The following is a 23,235-nucleotide window of genomic DNA, read 5'->3' as shown; positions in this document are numbered from 1 at the left end:
GGCGCCGCCTGGGCCTCAGTCGATCCGCTTGAAGCCGGAGAGATAGCGGCGCGCGTTCTCGACATAGTGGCGGGCGCTGCCCAGCAGCCCGTCCGCGGAGGAGGGATCGAGCGTCTTCCTGAGCTTGGCCGGGGCGCCGACGATCAGGGAATAGTCGGGGAATTCAGCGCCCTCGGTGACGAGCGCATTGGCGCCGACGATGCAGAACTTGCCGATTTTCGCATTGTTCATGATCGTCGCGCCCATGCCGATCAGGCTGCCCTCGCCGATCGTGCAGCCGTGCAGGATCACGCAATGGCCAATGGTCACGTCGGCGCCGATGGTCAGCGGACAACCCATGTCGGTGTGCAGGACGGAGCCGTCCTGGATGTTGGCGCGCGCGCCGACGTCGATCCATTCATTGTCGCCGCGCAGCGTCGCGCCGAACCAGACATTGGCGTCCTCGCGCAGCCGCACCCGACCGATCAGATTGGCGTCGGGCGCGACGAAAAATTTTCCGTCTTCCGGCAGCTCCGGCGACACGCCGTCGAGCGAATAGAGACTCATGGTTTTCTCCCTTGCGGTCGCCACAATAATCGGCTCAAAGCCATTCCGCCATTTCGTCTTTGCGGGTCCCATGCGCCGACTGCTGCTTCTTCTCGGCTTTGTTCCCATCCTGCTGGTTCTCGGCGGGGCCGCGGCCTGGCGGTTCTGGCCGGAGGCGCAGCCGCCGCAAATGGTCGAGGTCTCGATCGGGTCGAAGCGGCTGCATTTCACTTCGGCCTATCTGCGCGAGGGGCCGCTCGAGGCCAATCGCGTCGATCTCGTGGCGCTCGCGCCGGATTTCGCGCCGGCCGCCGCCGATCCGCGCCGGCTGCCCGGCGCCGGGGAAACCGACAAGGCGGGGGCCGCCCAGGTGTTCATCACCTTGACCCCCGACGCCGGCGGCGCCGGCCGTGTCGCGCCGGCCGACCAGCGCGCGCCCTATCTGGCGCCGGAGGTTCAGGTCAGCGAAGGCGGTCTGCTGATGCGCCGCTTCGAGGACCATTCGCCGTTCGCGGGCGAGGATTTCTATTACGCCGCCCCCGACGGACAGGACTTCGCCGCCCGCTGCCAGCGTCCAAAGATCCCGGCCGACGGGCTGCCGGAGGTCTGTCTCGCCCATTTTTCAGTTGATGGGCTCGATGTGGCGCTGCGCTTCGATCCGCGCTGGCTGCCGCACTGGGCCAGCCTGCGCGCCAATGCGCTGCAGCTGACCCGCGGCGCGCTGACCCCGTGAGATCGGCGGCGCATCAGCAACGCCAACAATTGACCTTCCGCCGATCGCGTGACTCCCTTGCGTCGCGCGCGCAGGCGTGAAAAGACGCGGGTGGAGGAAGACCATGGGCTTCTGGCTGGATATCGCCGCCTTCGCGCTGAAGGCGGCTCTCATCGTGGCGGCGGTCGGTGCGCTGGCGGCGCTGATGGCGCGCCTGAGCCGTCGCGACGGCGATAAAGGGCGCGAGATCGACGTGCGTTCGCTCAACGAGCGCTACGACCAGATGCGCGACGAGTTCGACGCCGAAATCCTGGACAAGAAGCAGCGCCGCGCGCGCGCCAAGGCGCGCAAACGCGAGGCCAAGGCGCGGCAAGGGGAAGACGCCGGCAAACGCATCTTCGTCCTCGGCTTCAAGGGCGATGTGATGGCGTCGGCGGTGAAAAACCTTTCGCGCGAGATCGACGCCGTGCTCACCGTCGCGCGTCCGCAGCAGGACGAGGTGGTGTTGCGGCTGCAAAGCCCCGGCGGCACGGTCACCGGCTATGGGCTCGGGGCCGCCGAAATCTCGCGGCTCCGCGACCGCGGCGTCAAGGTCACGGTTTGCGTCGACCAGGTGGCGGCGAGCGGCGGCTATATGATGGCTTGCGCGGCCGACGCCATTGTCGCCGCGCCCTTCGCCATGATCGGCTCGATCGGCGTGGTGGCGCAGGTCCCGAATCTTCACCGGCTGCTCAAGAAGAACGACATCGATTATGAGGAGCTGACGGCCGGAGAATTCAAGCGCTCCGTGTCGATGCTGGGCGAGATCACGCCGGCCGGGCGCGAGCATTTTCGCGGCAAGATCGAAGACACGCACACGATCTTCAAGACTTTCGTCGCCGAGCGCCGGCCGGGCGTCGACCTCGCCAAAGTCGCGACCGGCGACGTCTGGCTCGCCAGCGAGGCGCTCGGATTGGGTCTTGTCGACGCCCTGTCGACAGGCGACGAGCTTCTTTTCCGCTTGAAGGACGAGGCCCGTTTGTTCGAGGTCAGGACGGCGTCGCGCAGGACGGTTCTGCAACAGGTGCTCAGCCGTTTTGGACTTGATGGCGCTTCGGCCTTCAGTCCGCTCGGGGCGCTCCAAGCGCGTTCTTGATCGAGAGCGGCCAGGGCAGGGGGCGTGAACGCGTGCGATCCCTACCCCGTTCCAGGCGGCAAGCTCGCCGTGAGCTCCTGTTGGCTCATGTCGTGTGCGACGCCTGCGGCGAGCCGCCGCTATGGCTTGCGCAACGACTGCGGTCGCGTGGAAGTGGCGGCTATCCCCATAGAGCGCGCTCCCGATCCCGATGCACAGATGAGTTCCATAATGTTGATTATGCGAATCAGCCTCGTGGCCTCCCCCATCTCTATCCCCATTCCTCGACGAAGAACGTTGCACGTTTCTTTCACCGGTGTGAGCGCCCCATGACCACCCGAGACATCGCCTTTCTTCTGGCGCCCGGCGCCGGCGCGCCGACGACGCACCCGCGGATGCAGGAATTCCGCGCGCTGTTGGAGACGATTGGGACCGTTGTCCCCTTCGACTATTCCTATGCGCTCCAGGGCCGGAAAAGCCCGGACCGGTTGCCCAAGCTCATCGAGACCCATCGGGCGGCGCTGGCGGAAGTGCGAAACACTCATGCGGGACCAATCGTGCTGGTCGGCAAAAGCATGGGCGGGCGCGTCGGTTGTCACGTCGCCCTGGTCGAACCGGTCGACGCCGTCATCTGCCTTGGATATCCGCTCTGTGGCGGCGGCGACCCGTCGAAGCTTCGGGATGAAGCGCTTCTGGCCCTCAGGACGCCGATCCTGTTCGTCCAGGGAACGAAGGACAGGCTCTGCCCCCTCGATCTGCTTGAGGGCGTGCGCCAACGCATGAAAGCCCCCAATGCGCTCCATGTCGTCGCGGGCGGCGACCATTCGCTCGTCGTCTCGAAAACCGAACTCAAAGCGCGCGGCGTCAGCCAGGATCAGGTCGATGGCGAAATTCGCTTGGGGATCGCCGATTTCCTCACGCAGCATTAGCGAAGCAAAGCGCGCGACCCTGCGAATCGCGAGTCGTTTCAGGGGAATCGCCTCGCCTGAAACCGCGCCAGACACGCGGCCGGCGAGGCGCGCTCGCGAGGCGCCGTGCCCCTCGAAGCTAGCCTCTGCCCGCATCCACCGGTCCGCTGCCGCGCCGCGCGCCTCGGCAGCACTCGATTTTTCCTTGCGATTTCCGGCGCAAACGCCCGGAAAGCTTGGGATGGCAGGGGTTCCGTAACGGTAATTCCAAATGGGCGAAATTTCGCCATGAATCGGTGCGATTCCGCGAAATTACCCATAGCCAGAATTGGCCTTTTCCTGCTAAATAGTGAACGCGCGGGCTTTGGACTTGAAAATAATCACAGAACCATCTGCTGGCGGTTCCCTGGGCCGGTGCGCCGCGGGGCCAATAGGCGTAGGCGAACGTCCCGCGCCATTTTGAAATGAGGCGGAGTTAAATAGAGCGGACATGAGCAAAGGTAAAGATTTCCGGGGCCCCAGGAAGCGCGGTTTCGATGACGATGGGCCCTCATTCGACAGCCCGCGGCAGTTTCGCCAACCCCGCCAGACCTTCGACCGTCAGCCCATGGGCGGCGGTTTCGGCGATTTCGCTCCCCCGCCTCCGCCCGCCCCCGTCGGTAATTCCGTCGACGCCGTGGTGAAGTGGTTCAAGGGCGACAAGGGCTTCGGCTTCGTCGAGCTCTCCAATGGCGCGGGCGACGCCTTCCTCCACATCGGCGCGCTGCAGCAGGCCGGTTACGAGAACGTTCCTCCGGGCGCAAAGCTCAAGGTGCTCGTCGCCAATGGCGTCAAGGGCCAGCAGGTCACCCGCGTGCTCGAGGTGGACACCGCCGGCGCCGCCGAGCGCGCGCCGCAGCGTCCGTCCTTCGGCGATTCGCCGCGTCCGCAGCGCCGCCAGCCCGACCTGTCCAACGCCGTGGAAGTCCAGGGCGCGGTCAAGTGGTTCGACGGCGCCAAGGGGTTTGGCTTCGTCCAGGCCAGCGACGGCGGCAAGGACGTGTTCGTCCACATCTCCATCCTTGGCTCCGCCGGTATTTCCGGTCTCGCCGAGGGTCAGCCGGTCACCATGAAGGTGGTGGACACGCAGAAGGGCCGCGAAGCGGTCGCCATCTCGCTCTCCTGAGCCTGACGGTTTCAACATTTTCCCGGAGCAGGGCGGTCAACCGCCCTGCTCTTTTCTTTTGAGGCCAGCATGGAACCGACCCGCGATATTTCACGCCTGCTCGAAATCATGGCGCGTCTGCGCACGCCCGAGATCGGCTGCGCCTGGGATCTCGCGCAGGATTTCCACTCGCTGGCGCCCTATGCGATCGAAGAGGCCTGCGAGGTCGCCGACGCCATTGCGCGCGAGGACTTCGTCGATCTCTGCGACGAACTCGGCGATCTGCTGTTGCAGGTCGTGTTCCAGTCCCGGTTGGCCGAGGAGCGCGGCCTGTTCGACTTCGGCGCCGTCGTGCTGGCGATCAACGAGAAGATGATCCGCCGCCATCCCCATGTATTCGGCGCGCCCGAGGCGCGCACGCCGCAGGAGGTGGAAGGCGTCTGGGCCGAGATCAAGGCCCGCGAGAAGGCGGAAAAGGCGGAGCGCCGCCGCGCCGCTGGCCTGCCCGAACAGGCGCGCAGCGGTTTTCTGGCGGACGTGCCGATCCTCCTCCCCGCCCTCGCCCGCGCCGTCAAATTGCAGGACAAGGCGTCGAAGGTCGGCTTCGATTGGAACGACGCGCGTCTTGTGCTGGCCAAGATTCGCGAGGAATGCGACGAGGTCGAGGAGGCGCTGAACCAGGGCGACAACAGCCATGCGGCGGCGGAGATCGGCGATGTGCTGTTCGCGGTGGCGAACCTCGCCCGCCACTTGAAAACCGATCCGGACGCGGCGCTGCGCGCCACCAATCAAAAATTCGAACGGCGGTTCGGCTATATCGAACAAGCCATCGAAAAGCAGGGCAAAAAGCTTGGCGACGTCGATCTCGAGGCGATGGACGCGCTCTGGAACGAGGCCAAGGCGGCGGAATGATCCTTGCCGCACCGCCAAGTGCAGATTGGAAAACGGCATTTTGACAAGGCTGCGCGCACAACGTTCAATCCTGAACCATTTTGCGCGGAGCCCATCATGGCGGAGAAACGCCTCGATCCCGAAACATTCAACGCGATGGCGAAGGGGTTCCTTCCGGACCATCTCGGCTTGACCGTCACGCATGTGGCGCCGGGCGCGGTCGACATCGAAATGGAGATTGCGCCGCATCATCTCGCGCCCAACGGCTATCTCCACGCCGGCGCCATCATCACCCTCGCCGACACCGCCGCCGGCTATGGCTGCATCGCCAGCCTCCCCGAGGGCGCGGAAAACTTCACCACCATCGAGCTGAAGAGCAATTTCGTCGGTACGGCGCGTTCCGGGCTTTTGCGCGCGGAGGCGCGGCTGGCGCATGGCGGACGAACCACCCAGGTCTGGGAGGCCAAGGCGATTGATGCGAACGGACGCGCGCTGGCGCTTTTTCGCTGCACGCAGATGATTCTCTATCCGCGCTGAAAAGGCATTATCATAGCTTGCTATTAAAGGCGCCGCGATTTATAGCTTGCTATGTCTTTTTCGGACATAGGAGCGACGCATGTATCGTGCCTGCAAATTTCTTCATCTTCTGGGACTGACCCTGTTTCTCGGCAGCATTTTCGGCCACATCGTCGCCGGCGCGCTCGCCGGGGCGCCCGGCGACGCCAGTTTCCTCGCCGCACGCGCGCAGATCGTCCAGGCCACCCGACTGCTCACCCTGCCCGGCCTGGGGCTGTTGCTCGCGTCCGGCGCCGGCATGTTGGCGGCGGCGCGCCTTTCCCCGCTCAAAATCGGCTGGCTGGCGGCGCATGTCGGCGGGGCAGCGCTGATCCTCGTCAACACCGCCTTCGTCATCGTTCCCGCCGGCGCCCGCGCCTTCGCCTTGGCCAAGGCGGGCGAATACGGCGAAGCGCTCACCCGCGCCATACGCGCCGAGGACGGGTTTGGCGTCGCCAACGTGTCCCTGACTCTGGCTCTGATCGCGCTGGGTCTCTATAAGCCCACCCTGTTCCGGCGCCGGGCGGCGACGGCGTAAACGAGGGTTTTCATGACGACCGAGGGCGAGTTTCGCCGCGAAGACAGCCTCGGCTATATGGTCAATCTGCTCGGGCGATTGTTCGCCCGGGCGCTCGACCGTCGCTTGGGCAAATATGGCGTCGCGCACGGCCAATTCCCCGTCTTGCTGATCCTGTGGGAGCAGGAGGGAATCACCCAGTCGGAGATCGCGCGGCGGCTGGACATCGAGCAGCCGACCGTCGCCAACACGCTCAAACGCATGGAGCGCGATGATCTGGTGACCTTTGCCGCCGATCCCGGCAACCGCCGGCAGGTGCTGATCGGCCTCACGGAAAAAGGGCGTGCGCTGAAAACGCCGCTGATCGCCGAAGCGCTGGCCGTCAATGACCGGGCGGTTGAGGATTTCGAAGCGGCAGACCGCGTGCAATTCATTGCACGGCTGCGCCGCATGATCGACGCGCTGTCAGGGCCTGCGGAATAGAGCCCGCCAGTGGCGATTGGGCGTGGCGCCAGGGGGAATGTCCTCCAGCGCCTCCACCGCCAGCCCGCAGGCTTCGAACGCCAGCAAATCGGAGCGGGTCAGCGGCCAGGGCGGACCGTCGATCGCTTGGGTCTCGTCGCGGGCGCGCGCGATCACCAGAAGCTGTCCGCCGGGCTTGAGAAAACAAGCGAGCGCTTGCCGCGCCTGAGGCAGGAGGTCGGCGGGCAAGGCCTGTAGCGTATAGATCTCGCTGATGAAATCGAAGGCTTCGGCCCATTCGGGCGGCGGGGCGAACAGATCGGCCGTTTGGAACGCGATATGGGGAAAGCGTTGTTTCGCCCAATCGACGGCGTCGGCCACGAGGTCGAAGCCGGTGACCTCGGCCCCCTGCCCCGCCAGCGCGGCGGCGTTGTCGCCGAGGCCGCTGCCAATGTCGAGCGCGCGCATGCCGTCGAGGCGCGTGTTCGCCAGCCAGTCCGAGAGATGGGGATGGGCGCTGAGATTGCCCCAGGGAACCTTGGCGGCGTCGCCCTCGGCCAGCGCATAGACCGCGTGGAACCAATCGCGGCGAAACGGATCGCCGCCGCGCCCCTGTCGGGCGGGGTCGATGGCGTCGAGTCTTTGCCGCGCCTCGATCCGGCGACGGGCGAAATCCTCATCCGGGATCGCCTCGTGAACGGGTTTTTCCGCCATCATTGCGTCGCGTTCGCCGCCGCCTTCTTGGCGCTCTTGAAGCCGGACGACAGCGTCTTGTGGAAAATCTGCAGGCCAAGTTCGAAGGCGGCGTCCTTGGCGCGTTGGCTGAGATCGCCCAGCTCCACGGCCTCGCCGGTTTTCAGCGGGACATCCATCGCCAGGGTGGAACCGCTGAAGATTTTCAGGCGCGCCACCACGGTCCCCGCGGCCACCGGCGCAAGCAGCGGGCCCGTATAGACGATCTTGCCCGTAATCTTGTCGGTCGATCCGCGCGACGCCATCAGCCGCACCGGCGCGGTGGTCAGCAGCGGCGCCTCGGCCTTGGCGCCGCCATAAACCTTGGCGACGCCGACCTGCTCGTCCGCCGCCAGCAGTTCCTTCACCTCAAACCCGCGAAAACCCCAGTTGAACAGCTTGCGGGCTTCCTCGGCGCGGTCCTTGGCGGTTTTGGCGTCCAGCACGACGACGATCAGCCGCCGGTCGCCGTTCACCGCGGAGCCCACCAGATTGAACCCGCCGTCGGGCAGATTGCCGACCTTCAGCCCGTCGCCATTCACCTCATTGAACAGGATGGGATTGCGGTTGACCTGGCGGATCTTGCTCCAGGTAAACTCCTTCTCGCCGAAGAAGTGATAATATTCCGGATAGGTTTTTATGACGTGCTCGGCGAGACGGGCGAGATCGCGGGCGCTGACGGTTTGCGCGGGATTGGCCGAGCCCCAGGAATCGACGAAATGCGAGCGGCTCATGCCGAGTTCGTCCGCCCGCTTGTTCATCATGCCGGCAAAACTTTCCTCGGAGCCGCCAAGGCCTTCGGCGAGCGCCACCGCCGCGTCGGCGCCCGACTGCACGATCAGGCCGCGCAGCAAATCCTCGACGCGGATGTTGGCGCCGAGCCGCGCGAACATGGAGGCCCCGCCCCGCGCCGTCTTCCAGGCGTGTTCCGAGATGGGAAATTGGGTGTCGAGCGTGATCTTGCCGCCCTTGAGGTCGCGAAACACCAGTTCCGCCGTCATCAGCTTGACCACGGAGGCCGGCGCGGTCGGCTCATCCGCCGCCTTGTCGAACAGAACGGCGCCCGTGCCCACATCCATCACCAAAGCGCGTGGCGCGGTGGTCGTAACAGATTGCGCCCACGCGCCCGAGGCGGCGCCCAGGAGAAAAAACAGGACGGCGAATTTTCTCACACGACCCTCGATTCCGGCAATGCTTTGGGTCTCCGCACAGCGCGCGCGGAGGCTATTCATTTTCTATGCGATGACCGGGGGGATGCCAAGCCGCGGAAATTCCTCAGCGTCGGGAAAGCCGGATCGCCTTGTCCGTACGCGAACTTGCGCCGAGATCAAGCGGCCGCTGCGGCGGCGCGGGCGGATGTTCGGGAAGCTGCGCGACCGGCCCGGGCGCCGGCGCGAGATCTTCGGACCGCGACGGTGGCTCGGCCGCGGGGCGTCTCGGCGGCGGCGGCTGGTTCACCGCTACGTAATCCGAGCGCGGCGCGGCCTGCGGCGCGCTCGCCGGCTGAACCATGGCGACGCGCTCGATGTCGCGCGCGGCCTGGACGGGTTCGGGCTGCTGCTCCGGAAGCTCCCCGCGCTCCGCCACCATGGTCGGCGACAGGGAGAAGTCGTCGAGCTGCGCGGGCTTGCCGTCGACGCGCAGGGTCGCCATCAGCTTGTTGTCGTCGGAACCGCCGAGCGAGGCCCTGCCGACATATTCGACCTTGACCTTGGCGGTGCCGATATGGCGGTACCCCAGCGCCTCCGCGGCGCGGGAGGACAGGTCCATGATGCGGTTGTCGTGATAGGGGCCGCGGTCGTTGACGCGGACGATGATCGAATGGTGATTGCGCAGGTTGGTGACCCGCGCATAGCTCGGCAGCGGCATGGTCGGATGGGCGCCGCTGATCGAGGCCTTGTCGTAGACCTCGCCATTTGCGGTGCGCCGGCCATGGAAAGCGTCGCCATACCAGGAGGCGAGACCGACGCCGGAAAACTTGCGTTCGCTCGGCACATAGGTGTGGCCGGCGACGGAATAGGGTTTTCCCACCAGATACTGGCCGCCGCCCTTCGGCACGTCCTCACCTTCGGCGATGACGCGCGGACTGGCCCGGCCATATTTCGACTCGGGGAAATATTCCTTGCCGTGGGATTTGAACGCAGTCTGTTGCCGCTGGGCGCAGCCGCCGAGGCCAAGAGCAGCGATCACCAGGCCGAGAGTGACGAGACGTTTCATCAGCGATCTGACATCCTCGTTGCGCCGCGCCGCCCAAAGCGCGGGATTTTATTCAAATCTTTCAGGCTCGACCATGCGTGCCGAAAGTTTCCAAATGGTTACCGGCCCTCGCGGCCGCGCCGCGCGCGACAGATCACGGTTTCGTGAAGGTGAAAGGTGGTCAAGGATTGAGGCGGAAATACGGCGTGACCCTGGCGCGTGATGTCGCGCGTTCACGCCTGCTTTTGCCAGCCGCCCTCGTCGGTTTCCGCCCAATAGGCGAGCGTCGCGTTGATTTGGCGTAGTTTTTTCCATTGGACGCGCGCCGCCTGCAGAAAATCCTCGTCGCGGCCGTCAAACAGGATGATGAGTCGCTGGTAACCATGATCGACAAAATGCGTCGCCTCGACCCCCTCGAGCAGGAACCGGGTCTGGGCGTCGTTGGGGTTATCGTCGCCCAGAGTGAGCCAGACCGGCTGCATTTCGGGGTCGCCGTTCTTTCCGCCGCCATGTGGCAGGAAGGAATCCTCGGCATAGGTCCACAGCAGGTCGTCGAGGGTCGCGAGGCGCTCCGGCGTCGCCGCTTGGATCACCGCGCGCCAGCCACGCTGCAGCACCCGCTCGACCAGATTGGGCAAGACTTGTTCCAGCCGGCGGCGCTGGAGTTGATAGAACCAGACTTCGGTCATTGGGGAGGGCGGACCGACGCCACGAGTCCGGAAACGTCCGACGCGCGACGCGCCCCGATGTCGTCATGACCGGGCTTGTCCCGGCCATCCACGCGGCGCCGCCGAGCAAATTCTTTGGGATTACGGTCGCGCCTCCCGGCGTGGATGCCCGGGACAAGCCCGGGCATGACGGCCGTGATGTGAGCGGAAGGCGTCATTCCTCATAAAAATCGCGCACGAGGCGGTCGAGCAGGCGCACGCCCCAGCCGGAGCCCCAGCTCTGGTTGAGATCGCTCGATGGCGAACCCATCGCCGTCCCCGCTATGTCGAGATGCGCCCAGGGCGTGTCATTGACGAAATGCTGCAGGAAATGCGCGGCGGTGATCGAGCCGGCGAAGCGCCCGCCGGTGTTCTTGATGTCGGCGAACTTCGATTCGATCATCTTTTCATAGGCGGGGCCCATCGGCAGGCGCCAGACCTTTTCGCCGCTGGCCTCGCCGGCCTTCTTCAGCTTTTCCGAGAGTTCGTCATTGTTGGAGAACAGCCCGGCATATTCCTGGCCAAGCGACACCAGGATGGCGCCGGTCAGGGTCGCGAGATCGATCATGAAGGCCGGCTTGTAGGCGCTTTGCACGTGCCAGAGCACGTCGGCGAGCACCAGGCGGCCTTCCGCATCGGTATTGATGATTTCGATGGTGGTTCCGGACATGGCGGTGACAATGTCGGACGGGCGCTGGGCGCCGCCGTCGGGCATGTTTTCGACCAGGCCGATGGCGCCGACCACATTCGCTTTGGCCTTGCGCACGGCGAGCGCGCGCAACAGGCCGGTGACCGCGGCGGCGCCGCCCATATCCCCCTTCATGTCCTCCATGCCGGCGCCGGGCTTGATCGACACGCCGCCGGAATCGAAACAGACGCCCTTGCCGATGAAGGCCAGCGGGGCTTCGCCCTCCTTGCCGCCGTTCCAGCGCATGATCACCACGCGGCTCGGCCGCGCGGACCCCTGCCCGACCCCGAGCAGCGCCCGCATGCCCAGCTTTTCCATGGCGGGGACGTCGAGGATCTCCACCTCCACGCCAAGCTTTTCCAGCTCCTTGGCCTCGGCGGCGAAACTCTCGGGATAGAGCAGGTTGGGCGGCAGGTTGACGAGACGGCGCGCCAGATTCACGGAATCGGCGAGGCCGGAGGTTTCGGCGATCGCCTGCCCCAGCACGCCCGCGTCGGTTCCGGCGAGGACAACTTCGACGGGCTCGTCATTGTCCTTTTCCGGCTCGTCCTTCTTGGCCTTTTTCGTCTTGAACTGGTCGAATTTATAGGCGCGCAGCCGCAGGCCCAGGGCGAAATCCCCGGCGGCGGCGGCAAAATCCTCGGGCGCCGCCGCGAAATCGAAAATGACGCGGGCGAGCTTGGATTTTCCCAGTTTTGACGCGGCGATGCCGCCGAGACGGAGGTAATCCAGCTTTTCGCCGTCCTTGTCCGGCGTGGTCCCCAGAACAATCAGTTTTTGCGCGGCGAGGCCGGCGGGGGCCAAAAACTCCAGCGCCGAGCCGATCTTGCCCTTGAACCCTGCGAATTCCGCGGACGAGCCGATCAAGCCGGCGGCGTCGCCCAAAATCTTCGTCGTCTCGGCGCCGAGCGCCAAATCCTTGCCTGCGAAGGCGATCACGGTCAGAGCGCCCTTTTCCGGCGCGGTCAAAACCTCGGACAGGGGAAGAGCGCCGATCGAGACGGTCGCGGACATGTGAACCTCTTGGCTGGCCGGCGAGAACGCCGGAATCGGACAACGCGCGGAAGCGCCTGAAGGCACTATGCGCCGGCGCCGCGAAGAGGGTCAATCCGCAACCTCAATGACCTCCCGGCGTCAAGAGGACTGCGTGAACAGCTCCTTGAATAGCGCTTCGGCGCGTTGCAGACCGTCGTCGGTGAGGACCAGCGACTTGGCCTTCCCGTGGGGATCGTCGATCAATCCCTTCTGATGGAGACGGTCGAGCACATCAAAATCAAAGCCTTTCCAGGCGCGGCGCTCGTCGTGGAGCGTCAGCCAAAGCAGTGCGAGAACCGCATCGTCGATCTTGTCCGGACTGACCTTCATATGTGCTCCTCCGGTTCAATGCCGCAAACCGGGCGCCTCCTGTCCGGTGGACGCCACATATTCGCTGTAGCCGCCGGGATATTGATGCACGCCATCCGGGGTCAGTTCAAACACCCGGTTCGACAGCGCCGCCAAAAAATGCCGGTCGTGGGAGACGAACAGCATCGCCCCCTCGAACGCCGACAAGGCCTTGATCAGCATTTCCTTGGTGGCGATGTCCAAATGGTTGGTCGGCTCGTCGAGCACCAGAAAATTCGGCGGGTCAAACAGCATTTTCGCCATCACCAGCCGCGCCTTTTCGCCGCCCGACAGCACCCGGCACTTTTTCTCCACATCGTCGCCGGAAAAACCGAAACAGCCGGCGAGCGTCATCAGCGCCCCCCTGCCCGCCTGCGGGAACGTGGCTTCGAGATCCTCAAAAATGGTGGCCTCGCCGTCCAAAAGCTCCATGGCGTGCTGGGCGAAATAGCCCATTTTGGTGGCGGAGCCGATGGTCACCGCGCCCGCGTCCGGCTCGGCCGTCCCCGCCACAAGTTTGAGGAGCGTCGATTTGCCCGCGCCGTTCACCCCCATCACCGCCCAGCGTTCTTTCCGCCGCACCTGGAAATCGAGGCCGTCATAGATGCGCTTGGAGCCGTAAGCCTTTTTGACCCCCTTGAGCGTCGCCACGTCTTCGCCGGAGCGCGGCGCCGGGGGGAAGTCGAACATGACGGTCTGGCGGCGGCGCGGCGGTTCGACTTTTTCAATCTTGTCGAGTTTTTTGACCCGGCTTTGCACCTGCGACGCGTGCGACGCGCGCGCCTTGAACCGCTCGATGAACTTGATCTCCTTGGCGAGCATGGCCTGCTGGCGCTCGAATTGCGCCTGCTGCTGCTTTTCGTTGAGCGCGCGCTGCTGCTCGTAGAATTCGTAATCGCCGGAATAGGAGTTCAGCGATCCCCCGTCGATCTCGATGATTTTTCCGACGATCCGGTTCATGAAGGCGCGGTCGTGCGAGGTCATCAGCAGCGCGCCGTCATAGCCCTTTAAAAAATCCTCGAGCCAGATCAGGCTTTCCAAGTCGAGATGGTTGCTCGGCTCATCCAGGAGCATGGCGTCGGGGCGCATCAGCAGGATGCGGGCGAGCGCCACGCGCATCTTCCAGCCGCCCGACAATTTGCCGACGTCGCCGTCCATCATCTCGTCGGAAAAGTTCAGGCCCGCCAAAACTTCGCGCGCGCGACCTTCGAGCGCATAGCCGTCGAGTTCCTCGAAACGCGCCTGAACCTCGCCATAGCGGTGGACGATCTCGTCCATGCGATCCATGGCCTCGGGATCGGCCATTTCGGCCTCCAGCGCCTTCAATTCGGCGGCGACCTCGCTCACCGGTCCGGCGCCGTTCATCGCTTCGGCGACGGCGCTGTGGCCGGACATTTCGCCGACATCCTGGTTGAAATAGCCGATGGTGATTCCGCGATCGGTCGAGACCTGCCCCTCGTCCGGATTTTCCTGGCCGGCGATGAGACGAAACAAAGTGGTTTTTCCGGCGCCGTTCGGTCCGACCAACCCCACCTTTTCCCCGCGTAAAAGGGCGGCGGAGGCCTCGATGAAGATGAGGTGGGTGCCGTTCTGCTTGCTGATATTATCGAGTCGGATCATGTCTCGCCCTTTCGTCGCGCCTTGTAGGGCGCCGGGTCGGGCGAAGAAAGTCTTTCATCTCAAACAAACGGAGCGGCCTCTTGCGAGGCCGCTCCCAAAAGTCTAGCGGTTTCAGGCGATCACAGCGACAGGCTGAAGCCGCTCAGGCCGGCGTTGGCCTCGAAGCCGACCTGATTGCCGCGCAACTCCAGAATGACGCCATTCTGGTTCTGCATGCGGAAGACGCGCGCGCCGGCCGCAACGGCGACGCCGGCGCCAATGGCGGAATAGGTGCCGACAATGTCGGTGGGCTGGCGCAGGTTGAGCGCGCGGCCGACCAGGGTGCCGCCGGAGGCGCCGATCACGCCGACGCTGAGGCCGCCAATGCTCAGCGGATAGCTCCGGCCACGGAAGGTCAACGTGCCCGAGCCGCCGCCGACGCCGATGATGAAGCCGCCGCTGGCGAATCGCAGCCGGACCTTGCCGGAATCGGCGAGCGCCGGAGCGGACGCGATGCAGACGGCGGCCGCAGCGGCGGCGACGGTCTTAAAGATATGACGACGATTGATCATTCAAACCTCCGGTCTCTGGCGCAACGCCAAAATGAAGCGCGGCGTGATGCGCGCGCCGAACAAGTTCAGACAAAGTACGGCGACCGACAGTGCTGTATCTCGCCGCCCGGCGCAAACCCTTTTGTTGGCGCCCATTGGGTTATGGTTATGACCTGCCGCAATATCTCACCGCTGCTCGGGGACGGCGCGCGGAAGGGGCGACGGTCAGAACGGAATGTCGTCGTCGAGCGCGTCGGAGGACCGGCCGCCGCCGGAGCCGCCGCCGAATCCGCCGCCCTGCCCGCCCGAGGAGCCGCGCTGCATCGGCGAGGAGCGGCCGAAGGACTCGCCGCCGCCATAGGCGCCCTCGTCGCCGCCGCGCCCGCGGCTGTCAAGCAGGGTCAGTTCGCCACGGAAGCGTTGCAGCACCACTTCGGTCGTCTTGCGCTGGTTGCCGTCCTTGTCCTGGAACTCGCGGGTCTGCAACTGGCCTTCGATGTAAATCTTCGCGCCCTTCTTGCAATATTGCTCGGCGATCTTGCCCAGGTTTTCATTGAAGATGACGACATTGTGCCATTCGGTGCGGTCGCGGCGCTCGCCCGTCGCCTTGTCGCGCCAGCTCTCGGTGGTGGCGAGCGAGAAGGTCACGACGGGATCGCCATTGGCGGTGCGGCGCACCTCGGGGTCGCGGCCGAGATTGCCGATGAGAATGACCTTGTTGACGCTACCCGACATATTGTTCCCCCATTCGCGAGCCGCGCATCTTATACGGTTCAAAGCGCCGTCGCGCGTGCGCAATGGCCTTGTCCACAACGCGTTTACCGCGTTTGAAGCGGGAGGAATGGGCGAGGCGAGCCATTTGGCGCCGCCGGGCCGAAAAATCAAAGGCGTGGCCGCAGCCCAACCTTCTCCCCTTGCGGGAGAAGGTGGCTCGCACCGTTAGGTGCGAGACGGATGAGGGGTTCCGCCGCGTGGCCCCCTCATCCGGCGCTTCGCGCCACCTTCTCCCGCAAGGGGAGAAGGATTCGCCCCTATCCCAGCGCCGCATACATCTCATAGGCCGCGCGCATGTCCCTCAGCCGGATGTCGCGGCGCGCCTGCGCCTCCGCATCGGCGCCCCAGAGGCGAATCTGGTGGTCCTCGTCCACATGCGCCGCCGCCCAGCCCCGCTCGAATGTCTCCGCGCCGCGCGCCAGCGCCAGCGCGATCAGGACCGAGCCGGTCAGCGCCGTCATTTCATGCAGCGCGGTGAGGCGGAACGCGCCGTCGGGCTTGGCCGCCTCGTCCTCGATCGCCCGCGCCACCGCGGCGAGCGTCTCCTCCGGCTGCGCCACGAACATCACGCCCTCCGCGAGATTGAAGCGCGCCCCTAAAAAATCGCGGGCGAAATCGAGCACCGGCGTCCAGGCGGCGTTCTGCGCCGCGATCAAAGCCTCGGGCTCGCCGGCGCGGTAGCAGATCAGGTCGGAGCCGGCGAATTTCGCCACTTCCGCCGCCACCTGCGCCATTTGCGCGGCGACGCCGTCGAGCGCGGTATTGGCCATGCGGGTCAGCGGCATGGTCGCGGGATTGATGTGCTCCCCCTGCCCGCGCCATTCCGCGGCGATCGCTTCGGCCAGCGCCAGAGTCGGGAGGGCGAGCGCCGCCCGCGCCGGGGTGCGCACCGCCTTGCCGTCGAGGCTCAGGCCAAACCCGTTCTCGACGGGAACGACCGCCACATCCGTATAAAACCGCTTGGGCAGCGGACGCGCCATCTCGCGCTGCGCCGCCTTGACGGGATTGCGCTCCTCGTCGGCGACGAACAGGGCGGTCAGATCGTCACGGAGTGTCGGATCGTTGGAAGAACTCATCCAGCCTCGTCTCCAATTCGTCCACGCTGTGGACGAGCACATTTGCGCCAGCGACCTTCAGCTTGTCGTGGCAGTGATAGCCCCAGCACACGCCGATGCAATGGGCGCCGGCGCGGTGGCCCATGGTGATGTCGAATGTGGTGTCGCCGACCATGCAGGCGTCTTTCACCTCAATGCCGGTCTCGCGCAAGGCGCGCTCGAACATTTCCGTCGCCGGTTTCGAAATGGCGTCATCGGCCGTCTGCACCGTGGCGAACAGCTCGCCCCAATTCTGCCGCGCGAACAGCTTTTGCACGCCGACCCGGCTCTTGCCGGTGGCGATGCCGAGCTTGCAATCCGGCCGCGCCGCCAGACGGCGCAGCAGCGCGTCGATTCCCGGATAGATCTTGTCCTCGTCCGGCGTGGCCTGGGCGCGCAACTCGCTATAGGCCGCCTTGTAGGAGGCGGCGAGCGTCTCCACCGGCCCCTGGCCGTCGGTGAGTTCGACAAAGGCCTCGCGCAGCGACAGGCCGACCACCGACAGAGCGCGTTCGCGGCTCGGCGCCGGGCGGTTATGGGCGGCGAAGGCGCGTCGCTGCGCCTCGACGATGAAATTCTGGCTGTCCACCAGCGTGCCGTCGATATCGAACATGACGAGCTTCATCGCGCCCTCCCAAACGAGTCCGGCCGGACTATAGACCCGCCGGAACGCGCCGCCAATTCGAACATCAGCGCAGAAACTCGCCGGCGCGCTCACGCGTTGTGCCGCTAAAACCTTGACGGGTCTGTGGCGACGAGTCATCCCTATGCGCCTGGACCGCCATAAAAAAGCCGCTCTGAGCGGCGGAGGAAACGTAGATGACGAGCCTAGCGGAGCCCCGCAAAGCGGGGATTTTGTCCTATTTTGCCTGGATCGCCGTCGCGGCGCTCGGCGCCTTCGCGCTGGGGTGGGTCGCCCTGCACCGCGGCGAAACCATCAACGCGCTCTGGGTGGTGACCGCCGCCATCTGCGTCTATCTGATCGCCTACCGCTTCTACAGCCTCGTCATCGCGCGCCGCGCCCTGCGCCTCGACGATTCCCGCCCAACGCCGGCTGTGCGCCACAATGACGGGCTCGATTACGTCCCGACCGACAAATATGTGCTGTTCGGCCACCATTTCGCGGCCATCGCCGGCGCCGGCCCGCTGGTCGGCCCGGTGCTCGCGGCGCAAATGGGCTTTCTGCCCGGCACGCTCTGGCTGCTGGTCGGCGTGGTCTTCGCCGGCGCGGTCCAGGATTTCACCGTCCTGTTCCTCTCCACACGTCGCGACGGCCGCTCGCTCGGCGACATGATCAAGACGGAAATGGGCGTCACCGCCGGCCTGATCGCCCAGTTCGGCGTGCTCGCCATCATGGTCATCCTGCTCGCCGTGCTGGCGCTGGTGGTGGTCAAGGCGCTGGCCGGCAGCCCGTGGGGCACGTTCACCGTGTTCTCCACCCTGCCCACCGCCATCATCATGGGCCTCTACAACCGCTTCATCCGGCCGGGCCGCATCATGGAAATGTCGATCATCGGCTTCGTGCTGCTGATCGCCGGCATCCTGTTCGGCCGCACCGTGGCGGAAAGCGCGACGCTCGCGCCGCTGTTCACCTTCAAGGGCGAGACGCTGGCGCTGCTGCTGATCGGCTATGGTTTCGTCGCTTCGGTCCTGCCGGTCTGGCTGCTGCTGGCCCCGCGCGACTATCTGTCGACCTTCCTCAAGATCGGCACGATCTTCGCGCTGGCGATCGGCATCGCCTTCGTCATGCCCGCGCTGAAAATGCCGGCCGTGACCCAGTACATCGACGGCACGGGGCCCGTGTTCAAGGGCGCGCTGTTCCCCTTCCTGTTCATCACCATCGCCTGCGGCGCCGTCTCCGGTTTTCACGCGCTCATTGCGTCGGGCACGACGCCGAAAATGGCGATGCGCGAATCGGAGCTGCGCTTCATCGGCTATGGCGGCATGCTCATGGAAAGCTTCGTGGGCATTATGGCGCTGATCGCCGCCACCGCGCTGGAGCCGGGCGTCTATTTCGCCATGAACGCGCCGGCCGGCGTGATCGGAACCGACGCGGTCAAGGCGGCCTCGGTGATCTCCGGCTGGGGGTTCACGGTCACCCCTGAAATGCTGACCCAGGCCGCGGCCGATGTCGGCGAAAAGACCATTCTGTCGCGCGCCGGCGGCGCGCCGACTCTCGCCGTGGGCATGGCCGAAATCCTCTCAGGATTCTTGGGCGGCTCGGCGATGAAGGCGTTCTGGTACCATTTCGCCATTCTGTTCGAGGCCCTGTTCATCCTGACCACGGTCGACGCCGGCACCCGCGTCGCCCGCTTCATGATCCAGGACCTGACCGGCCATTTCGTGCCGTTCATGGCGCGCACCCGCAACTGGGCGGCCAATCTGGTCGCCACCGGTCTCGCGGTCGCGATGTGGGGCTATTTCCTCTACCAGGGCGTGGTCGATCCACTCGGCGGCATCAACACGCTGTGGCCGCTGTTCGGCATCGCCAACCAGATGCTGGCGGCGATCGCTTTGATCCTGTGCACGGCGGCCTTGTTCAAGATGAAGCGCGACCGCTACACTTGGGTGACCATCGTGCCGACCATCTGGCTGCTGGTGTGCACGCTCACCGCCGGCTGGCAAAAGCTGTTCGACGCCAACCCGGCGATCGGCTTCCTGGCGCAGGCCAACAAATATGCGGCCGCCGCCGCCGAGGGCAAGACGCTCGCGCCGGCCAAAACCGCCGAGGATATGGCGCGCGTGGTGCAGAACGCCTATGTCGACGCCGGCCTGACCGCCATTTTCATGGCGGTGGTGCTGACCATGGTGGTGTTCGGCTTCGCCACCATTTTCAAGGCGCGCCGCAATCCCAACGTCTCCACCAGGGAGGTCGGCGATGCCGGTGTGCTGCCCTCAGGGGCTTAAGAACTTTGGCCGGGCTTTAAGTCAGACGGCCGCGCTGATGTGCGGCCAGCCCGACTACGACGCCTATGTCGCCCATATGGCCCGGACGCATCCGGGCCAGACGCCGATGACCCGCACGGAATTTTTCCGCAATCGCGAGGATCGTCGGTTCGGGGTGGGCAACAACGCCGGATTCAGGTGCTGCTGAAGCGCAAGATCAACCGTCATGCCCGGGCTTGTCCCGGGCATCCACGCCGACCCGTCGGGCTAACTGCCATAAGGTCAAGCCAGATCGTCATACAGGTCTCGCCAATCTTCATTGAACTCGACAATCAACCGCGCCTTCCAGGCGCGCGGCCAATGTTTGACATTCTTCTCACGTTGTATGGCCGTGACGATGTCTTCATATCGCTCGTAATAGACGAGGCGATGCAACCCATAGCGCTGGGTAAACCCTGCTCCAGCGCCGGTCCGATGCTCATAAATTCGTCGCGCCAAATCAGCCGTCACGCCCGTGTAAAGGATGCCGTTCGGCCTGTTGGTGACGATGTACACCCATCCGCCCTTCATCCTGGCATGTTGGGCCGGCGTGGATGCCCGGGACAAGCCCGCGCATGACGGCGGATGCGCCCAGGCCAGCAAGCCAAAACCGCCATTTTGTAAAAAGTGAAAACCGCTCCCCCCGGCTTGACAAACGCCCAAAATTTGTTCCTGTTATGTTCCACGTGAAACTTTTTCCCGCAAACCTCTGATATTCAAGATCTTCCTTCACGCCGCCGCCGCCCCGGTCCGCGTAACAACCTCAAAGTTGCACATATGAAAACGCACGTGTTTCGCGCGGTTTTTCGCACAAATTGCGCGAAATAACGCGATTTCTGATCACATTTTGCAAATCGCATTCAACCAAAGGTAGAAAATTCACCAAATCCCCTCCCAAAGGCCCGGGTCAACAAGACCAAAACAGCGCCACCGCCCCGCTTCCCTCCCCCGCCGGTCCGCGCTAAAAGCGCGCTCCCGACGGAGCACCCATGGCCAATCCCGCATTCGACATCGATCCCATCCACGTCATTGGCGGCGGACTCGCAGGCAGCGAAGCCGCGTGGCAGATCGCCCGCGCCGGCGCGCCGGTGATCCTGCATGAAATGCGCCCGACCCGCCCGACCGACGCCCATAAGACGGATTCGCTCGCCGAACTCGTCTGCTCCAACTCGTTCCGCTCCGACGAGGCCTCCACCAATGCGGTGGGCGTGCTGCACCGGGAAATGCGGGCAATGAACTCGCTGATCATGGGCTGCGCCGACGCGCATCAGGTGCCGGCGGGCGGCGCGCTGGCGGTGGACCGCGACGGCTTTGCCGCCGCCGTCACCCATGCGCTGGAAAACGACCCGAACATCTGGGTCCGCCGCGAGGAAATTTCGGAACTGCCCCCGGAGACATGGGACAATGTCATCATCGCCACGGGGCCGCTGACCTCGGCCGCCCTCGCCGACGCCATCAAGCAAAAGACCGGCGAGCAGGAGCTGGCCTTTTTCGACGCCATCGCCCCGATCGTCCATAAAGACTCGATCGACATGGACAAGGCCTGGTTCCAGTCGCGTTACGACAAGACGGGACCGGGCGGCACCGGCGCCGACTACATCAACTGCCCCCTCGACCGCGACCAGTACGAAGCTTTTATCGACGCGCTGCTCGAAGGCGAAAAGGTCGCGTTCAAGGAATGGGAGAAGACGCCCTATTTCGACGGCTGCCTGCCGATCGAAGTGATGGCGGAGCGCGGCCGCGAGACCCTGCGCCATGGGCCGTTAAAACCCGTCGGCCTCACCAACCCGCACAATCCCACGCAAAAGCCCTGCGCGATCATCCAACTGCGCCAGGACAACGCCCTGGGCACGCTCTACAACATGGTCGGCTTCCAAACCAAGCTCACCTATGGCGCGCAACAAAAGGTTTTTCGCACCATTCCCGGGCTGGAAAAGGCGGAATTCGCGCGGCTCGGCGGCCTGCACCGCAACACGTTTCTCAATTCCCCGCGCGTGCTCGACGCGCGGCTGCGGCTCAAGGCGGACACGCGGATTCGCTTCGCCGGACAAATCACGGGCTGCGAGGGCTATGTCGAGAGCGCGGCGGTGGGGCTGATCGCCGGCCGCATGGCGGCGGCCGAGCGCCTGGGCGTGATCCTGCAACCGCCGCCGCCGACCACGGCGATCGGCGCGCTGCTCAACCACATCACCGGCGGCCACATCGACACGATCGACAACGGCCCTCAAAGCTTTCAGCCGATGAACGTCAATTTCGGCCTGTTCCCGCCGCTCGCGGAGACGCCGAAAGCCCCCGACGGCAAGAGGCTGCGCGGCCCGGAAAAGGCCATCGCCAAAAAGCGCGCCCTGTCCGCCCGCGCCGAGGCCGATCTGAAGACATGGCTGACGACCGCGTAAGCCGTCATCACGGTTTCACGCGCCTGGCCTAAGTTTTGAAGGTCAGGAGGATGCCATGAGCGACGTCCAGGACTATTCCGAACTCGACGCGCTGCAGAGCGCCTATAAGGCGGCGCTGGAGCAATGGATTGCGGCGATCCGCGCTGAGGAGGCGCTGGTCTGCGTCAATCACACCCTCGCCGAAGTGGACCGCTGGGAACAGGCGCATTTCGACGAGGAGGACGCCCGCGACCGGGCGAAGGAAGCCAAGCAGGATTACGAGAACGCGCTGCGCGAAAAGTTCTTCGATTTTTGAGTCGCGAGAGCAGGCTGCAGACCCGTGAACCGTCCCGCCAAGGCGGCGCCCTATAGAGAAACCCCTCATGGTGAGGAGGCTGCGAAGCAGCCTGCTGAGCCTGTCGAAGCATCGAACCATCGCCATCGGAACGGCGGGACTCTAAACCTTCGCGCGCAGCAGCGCCCATTGCCGGCGCCATTGGGCGATTTCCGGCAGCGGGGCCAAGGGATCGGCCGCGTCGTCCATCTGGGCGAGATAAAGCTTCGGCAGCGCCAACGCGCGATAGGCGGGGCGCTCCGCGGCCGGCGTGCGCTCCAGGGCCGCGCGGGTTTTTCCCAGATTTTCGCGGGCGTGGGCGCGCAATTCCTCCAGCGCCGCCCGCAAGGCCGGCGAGTTCTGCAGGCCCCTCACCCCATGGCGCGCCGCCACATCGGCGGGAACCAGCGATTTGTGCTCCGCCGCCAGCCAGGGCAACGCGCGCATCAGCCCGGTGAGCGCATAGGCGCGCCCGGCCGGCGCGGCGGCGAGTCCAGGCGCGGAGGGGTCAAGGATCTGGCCGGCAAGACGGAACAGCGCGCCGCAGGTGAGGTCGCAATAATGATCGAGCGCCTCGAGATCGGGATGCGGCTCGTCATAGAGATCGAACAGCCGGGCCTCCAGCAGCTCCAGCAGCACCTCGCGGTGCAGGCGGCAAACGTCGAGCGTGTCGAGTAGGGCCTCGGCCACCGGATTTTGCTCGCCGCCGCCCCCATTGAGCAGATCGGTCCAGAATTGCAGCCGCATTTCGCCGAGCAGCGGCTGGGTGACCTGACCGGCGATGCGCGACACCTCCAGGTTGAAGGCGTAGAGCGCGTGCAGATAGGGCCGTTTTTCGGCCGGCGCGAACATGGTGGCGAGCCAGCGATCCTTGTCGCCGTCGCGCAGGAGGGCCTCGCAATGGGCGTAGGAGTCGGGAGAGGCGGTCATGCGAAAAACCCCTCATCCGGCGCTTCGCGCCTCATTCTCCCGCAAGGGGAGAAGGAAAGCCGGCGCTCATCGTCGTGGAAGACAGAAAGCGCCGCAATACCGCAGAACGGGCTCACCCT

The 23,235-nt window shown here is 65.1% G+C and carries 26 protein-coding genes; 12 read left to right on the top strand and 14 right to left on the bottom strand.

What is annotated here, in order from left to right; translation table 11 throughout:
- Positions 1–15: 15 nt before the first annotated feature.
- Positions 16–546, bottom strand: coding sequence for a gamma carbonic anhydrase family protein (locus tag M2320_RS16695; protein ID WP_264598240.1), 531 nt, complete (start codon positions 544–546; stop codon positions 16–18).
- 70 nt (positions 547–616) lie between these two features.
- On the opposite strand from M2320_RS16695, the gene M2320_RS16690 reads away from it, so the two are divergent.
- The 8 genes from M2320_RS16690 to M2320_RS16655 all read left to right on the top strand — a co-directional run bounded on the left by M2320_RS16690 (position 617) and on the right by M2320_RS16655 (position 6,849).
- Positions 617–1,258 (top strand): hypothetical protein, encoded by a 642-nt coding sequence (locus M2320_RS16690; protein ID WP_264598239.1) that lies wholly within the window; start codon positions 617–619, stop codon positions 1,256–1,258.
- A 103-nt stretch (positions 1,259–1,361) separates the two neighbouring features.
- A complete protein-coding gene (gene sohB, locus M2320_RS16685) occupies positions 1,362–2,372 on the top strand; it encodes a protease SohB (RefSeq protein ID WP_264598238.1) in 1,011 nt (336 codons plus the stop codon).
- Between the two features lie 308 nt (positions 2,373–2,680).
- A complete protein-coding gene (locus tag M2320_RS16680) occupies positions 2,681–3,280 on the top strand; it encodes an alpha/beta family hydrolase (RefSeq protein ID WP_264598237.1) in 600 nt (199 codons plus the stop codon).
- Between the two features lie 469 nt (positions 3,281–3,749).
- A complete protein-coding gene (locus tag M2320_RS16675) occupies positions 3,750–4,424 on the top strand; it encodes a cold-shock protein (protein ID WP_184427989.1) in 675 nt (224 codons plus the stop codon).
- Positions 4,425–4,493: 69 nt separating this feature from the next.
- The gene (gene mazG / locus M2320_RS16670) at positions 4,494–5,315 is read left to right on the top strand and encodes a nucleoside triphosphate pyrophosphohydrolase (protein ID WP_264598236.1); all 822 of its coding nucleotides are present in this window, start codon (positions 4,494–4,496) and stop codon (positions 5,313–5,315) included.
- A 96-nt stretch (positions 5,316–5,411) separates the two neighbouring features.
- Positions 5,412–5,831, top strand: a complete 420-nt coding sequence (locus tag M2320_RS16665) for a PaaI family thioesterase (RefSeq protein WP_264598235.1) — start codon at positions 5,412–5,414, stop codon at positions 5,829–5,831.
- Between the two features lie 79 nt (positions 5,832–5,910).
- Positions 5,911–6,387 (top strand): DUF2269 family protein, encoded by a 477-nt coding sequence (locus M2320_RS16660; RefSeq protein WP_264598234.1) that lies wholly within the window; start codon positions 5,911–5,913, stop codon positions 6,385–6,387.
- Between the two features lie 12 nt (positions 6,388–6,399).
- Positions 6,400–6,849 carry a MarR family winged helix-turn-helix transcriptional regulator gene (locus tag M2320_RS16655; protein ID WP_264598233.1) on the top strand — a complete coding sequence of 150 codons (450 nt, stop codon included), beginning with the start codon at positions 6,400–6,402 and terminating at the stop codon, positions 6,847–6,849.
- Here M2320_RS16655 and M2320_RS16650 read toward each other — a convergent pair.
- From M2320_RS16650 to M2320_RS16600, 11 genes are all read right to left on the bottom strand, one after another.
- Positions 6,832–7,542, bottom strand: a complete 711-nt coding sequence (locus M2320_RS16650) for a class I SAM-dependent methyltransferase (RefSeq protein WP_264598232.1) — start codon at positions 7,540–7,542, stop codon at positions 6,832–6,834. The two genes, M2320_RS16655 and M2320_RS16650, sit on opposite strands and share 18 nt — an antisense overlap.
- Complete coding sequence (locus tag M2320_RS16645; protein WP_264598231.1) at positions 7,542–8,732, bottom strand: D-alanyl-D-alanine carboxypeptidase family protein; 1,191 nt, start codon at positions 8,730–8,732, stop codon at positions 7,542–7,544. Before M2320_RS16645 ends, M2320_RS16650 begins: the two co-directional genes overlap by 1 nt.
- A gap of 103 nt (positions 8,733–8,835) precedes the next feature.
- Positions 8,836–9,777: a septal ring lytic transglycosylase RlpA family protein gene (locus M2320_RS16640; protein WP_264598230.1), complete on the bottom strand. Its 942-nt coding sequence runs from the start codon at positions 9,775–9,777 to the stop codon at positions 8,836–8,838.
- Between the two features lie 212 nt (positions 9,778–9,989).
- Positions 9,990–10,445, bottom strand: coding sequence for a DNA polymerase III subunit chi (locus M2320_RS16635; protein WP_264598229.1), 456 nt, complete (start codon positions 10,443–10,445; stop codon positions 9,990–9,992).
- A 193-nt stretch (positions 10,446–10,638) separates the two neighbouring features.
- A complete protein-coding gene (locus M2320_RS16630) occupies positions 10,639–12,165 on the bottom strand; it encodes a leucyl aminopeptidase (RefSeq protein WP_264598228.1) in 1,527 nt (508 codons plus the stop codon).
- A 120-nt stretch (positions 12,166–12,285) separates the two neighbouring features.
- Positions 12,286–12,516 (bottom strand): DUF6429 family protein, encoded by a 231-nt coding sequence (locus tag M2320_RS16625; RefSeq protein WP_264598227.1) that lies wholly within the window; start codon positions 12,514–12,516, stop codon positions 12,286–12,288.
- Between the two features lie 15 nt (positions 12,517–12,531).
- Entirely contained in the window at positions 12,532–14,154 is a 1,623-nt protein-coding gene (locus tag M2320_RS16620) for an ABC-F family ATP-binding cassette domain-containing protein (RefSeq protein WP_264598226.1), read from the bottom strand.
- Positions 14,155–14,273: 119 nt separating this feature from the next.
- On the bottom strand, positions 14,274–14,705 hold the full coding sequence (locus M2320_RS16615; RefSeq protein WP_184427978.1) for a hypothetical protein: 432 nt from the start codon (positions 14,703–14,705) through the stop codon (positions 14,274–14,276).
- A gap of 204 nt (positions 14,706–14,909) precedes the next feature.
- A complete protein-coding gene (ssb, locus tag M2320_RS16610) occupies positions 14,910–15,419 on the bottom strand; it encodes a single-stranded DNA-binding protein (protein WP_184427977.1) in 510 nt (169 codons plus the stop codon).
- 296 nt (positions 15,420–15,715) lie between these two features.
- A complete protein-coding gene (locus M2320_RS16605; RefSeq protein WP_264598225.1) occupies positions 15,716–16,534 on the bottom strand; it encodes an ATP12 family chaperone protein in 819 nt (272 codons plus the stop codon).
- Positions 16,503–17,177: an HAD-IA family hydrolase gene (locus M2320_RS16600; protein ID WP_264598224.1), complete on the bottom strand. Its 675-nt coding sequence runs from the start codon at positions 17,175–17,177 to the stop codon at positions 16,503–16,505. The genes M2320_RS16605 and M2320_RS16600 overlap by 32 nt, the downstream gene beginning before the upstream one ends.
- Before the next feature lie 194 nt (positions 17,178–17,371).
- Between M2320_RS16600 and M2320_RS16595 the strand changes: the two genes are divergently transcribed.
- Both M2320_RS16595 and M2320_RS16590 read left to right on the top strand, forming a co-directional pair.
- Positions 17,372–19,459, top strand: coding sequence for a carbon starvation CstA family protein (locus tag M2320_RS16595; RefSeq protein ID WP_184430219.1), 2,088 nt, complete (start codon positions 17,372–17,374; stop codon positions 19,457–19,459).
- A complete protein-coding gene (locus M2320_RS16590; protein WP_264598223.1) occupies positions 19,431–19,646 on the top strand; it encodes a YbdD/YjiX family protein in 216 nt (71 codons plus the stop codon). Before M2320_RS16595 ends, M2320_RS16590 begins: the two co-directional genes overlap by 29 nt.
- Before the next feature lie 74 nt (positions 19,647–19,720).
- Here the strand turns inward: M2320_RS16590 and M2320_RS16585 are convergent, their stop codons facing one another.
- Positions 19,721–20,140 carry a GIY-YIG nuclease family protein gene (locus M2320_RS16585; RefSeq protein ID WP_319801444.1) on the bottom strand — a complete coding sequence of 140 codons (420 nt, stop codon included), beginning with the start codon at positions 20,138–20,140 and terminating at the stop codon, positions 19,721–19,723.
- Between the two features lie 326 nt (positions 20,141–20,466).
- Here M2320_RS16585 and trmFO point away from each other — a divergent pair, with 326 nt between their 5' ends.
- On the top strand, positions 20,467–21,873 hold the full coding sequence (gene trmFO / locus M2320_RS16580) for a methylenetetrahydrofolate--tRNA-(uracil(54)-C(5))-methyltransferase (FADH(2)-oxidizing) TrmFO (protein WP_264598222.1): 1,407 nt from the start codon (positions 20,467–20,469) through the stop codon (positions 21,871–21,873).
- A gap of 55 nt (positions 21,874–21,928) precedes the next feature.
- A complete protein-coding gene (locus M2320_RS16575) occupies positions 21,929–22,168 on the top strand; it encodes a hypothetical protein (RefSeq protein WP_264598221.1) in 240 nt (79 codons plus the stop codon).
- Between the two features lie 141 nt (positions 22,169–22,309).
- On the opposite strand, the gene M2320_RS16570 is transcribed toward M2320_RS16575, so the two are convergent.
- The gene (locus tag M2320_RS16570; protein ID WP_264598220.1) at positions 22,310–23,116 is read right to left on the bottom strand and encodes a phytoene/squalene synthase family protein; all 807 of its coding nucleotides are present in this window, start codon (positions 23,114–23,116) and stop codon (positions 22,310–22,312) included.
- Positions 23,117–23,235: the final 119 nt, after the last annotated feature.

The organism is Rhodoblastus acidophilus, from assembly GCF_025961575.1.
GTDB classification, from domain to species: Bacteria; Pseudomonadota; Alphaproteobacteria; order Rhizobiales; family Beijerinckiaceae; genus Rhodoblastus; species Rhodoblastus acidophilus_C.
The sequence above is the reverse complement of the archived record's forward strand: the minus strand, read 5'-3'. Positions and strand labels throughout refer to the sequence as shown.

Coding starts and splice junctions, on each gene's coding strand:
- M2320_RS16695 (WP_264598240.1), bottom strand. CDS start 546: ATGAGTCTCTATTCGCTCGACGGCGTGTCGCCGGAGCTGCCGGAAGAC.
- M2320_RS16690 (WP_264598239.1), top strand. CDS start 617: ATGCGCCGACTGCTGCTTCTTCTCGGCTTTGTTCCCATCCTGCTGGTT.
- sohB (WP_264598238.1), top strand. CDS start 1,362: ATGGGCTTCTGGCTGGATATCGCCGCCTTCGCGCTGAAGGCGGCTCTC.
- M2320_RS16680 (WP_264598237.1), top strand. CDS start 2,681: ATGACCACCCGAGACATCGCCTTTCTTCTGGCGCCCGGCGCCGGCGCG.
- M2320_RS16675 (WP_184427989.1), top strand. CDS start 3,750: ATGAGCAAAGGTAAAGATTTCCGGGGCCCCAGGAAGCGCGGTTTCGAT.
- mazG (WP_264598236.1), top strand. CDS start 4,494: ATGGAACCGACCCGCGATATTTCACGCCTGCTCGAAATCATGGCGCGT.
- M2320_RS16665 (WP_264598235.1), top strand. CDS start 5,412: ATGGCGGAGAAACGCCTCGATCCCGAAACATTCAACGCGATGGCGAAG.
- M2320_RS16660 (WP_264598234.1), top strand. CDS start 5,911: ATGTATCGTGCCTGCAAATTTCTTCATCTTCTGGGACTGACCCTGTTT.
- M2320_RS16655 (WP_264598233.1), top strand. CDS start 6,400: ATGACGACCGAGGGCGAGTTTCGCCGCGAAGACAGCCTCGGCTATATG.
- M2320_RS16650 (WP_264598232.1), bottom strand. CDS start 7,542: ATGGCGGAAAAACCCGTTCACGAGGCGATCCCGGATGAGGATTTCGCC.
- M2320_RS16640 (WP_264598230.1), bottom strand. CDS start 9,777: ATGAAACGTCTCGTCACTCTCGGCCTGGTGATCGCTGCTCTTGGCCTC.
- M2320_RS16635 (WP_264598229.1), bottom strand. CDS start 10,445: ATGACCGAAGTCTGGTTCTATCAACTCCAGCGCCGCCGGCTGGAACAA.
- M2320_RS16630 (WP_264598228.1), bottom strand. CDS start 12,165: ATGTCCGCGACCGTCTCGATCGGCGCTCTTCCCCTGTCCGAGGTTTTG.
- M2320_RS16625 (WP_264598227.1), bottom strand. CDS start 12,516: ATGAAGGTCAGTCCGGACAAGATCGACGATGCGGTTCTCGCACTGCTT.
- M2320_RS16620 (WP_264598226.1), bottom strand. CDS start 14,154: ATGATCCGACTCGATAATATCAGCAAGCAGAACGGCACCCACCTCATC.
- M2320_RS16615 (WP_184427978.1), bottom strand. CDS start 14,705: ATGATCAATCGTCGTCATATCTTTAAGACCGTCGCCGCCGCTGCGGCC.
- ssb (WP_184427977.1), bottom strand. CDS start 15,419: ATGTCGGGTAGCGTCAACAAGGTCATTCTCATCGGCAATCTCGGCCGC.
- M2320_RS16605 (WP_264598225.1), bottom strand. CDS start 16,534: ATGAGTTCTTCCAACGATCCGACACTCCGTGACGATCTGACCGCCCTG.
- M2320_RS16600 (WP_264598224.1), bottom strand. CDS start 17,177: ATGAAGCTCGTCATGTTCGATATCGACGGCACGCTGGTGGACAGCCAG.
- M2320_RS16595 (WP_184430219.1), top strand. CDS start 17,372: ATGACGAGCCTAGCGGAGCCCCGCAAAGCGGGGATTTTGTCCTATTTT.
- M2320_RS16590 (WP_264598223.1), top strand. CDS start 19,431: ATGCCGGTGTGCTGCCCTCAGGGGCTTAAGAACTTTGGCCGGGCTTTA.
- trmFO (WP_264598222.1), top strand. CDS start 20,467: ATGGCCAATCCCGCATTCGACATCGATCCCATCCACGTCATTGGCGGC.
- M2320_RS16575 (WP_264598221.1), top strand. CDS start 21,929: ATGAGCGACGTCCAGGACTATTCCGAACTCGACGCGCTGCAGAGCGCC.
- M2320_RS16570 (WP_264598220.1), bottom strand. CDS start 23,116: ATGACCGCCTCTCCCGACTCCTACGCCCATTGCGAGGCCCTCCTGCGC.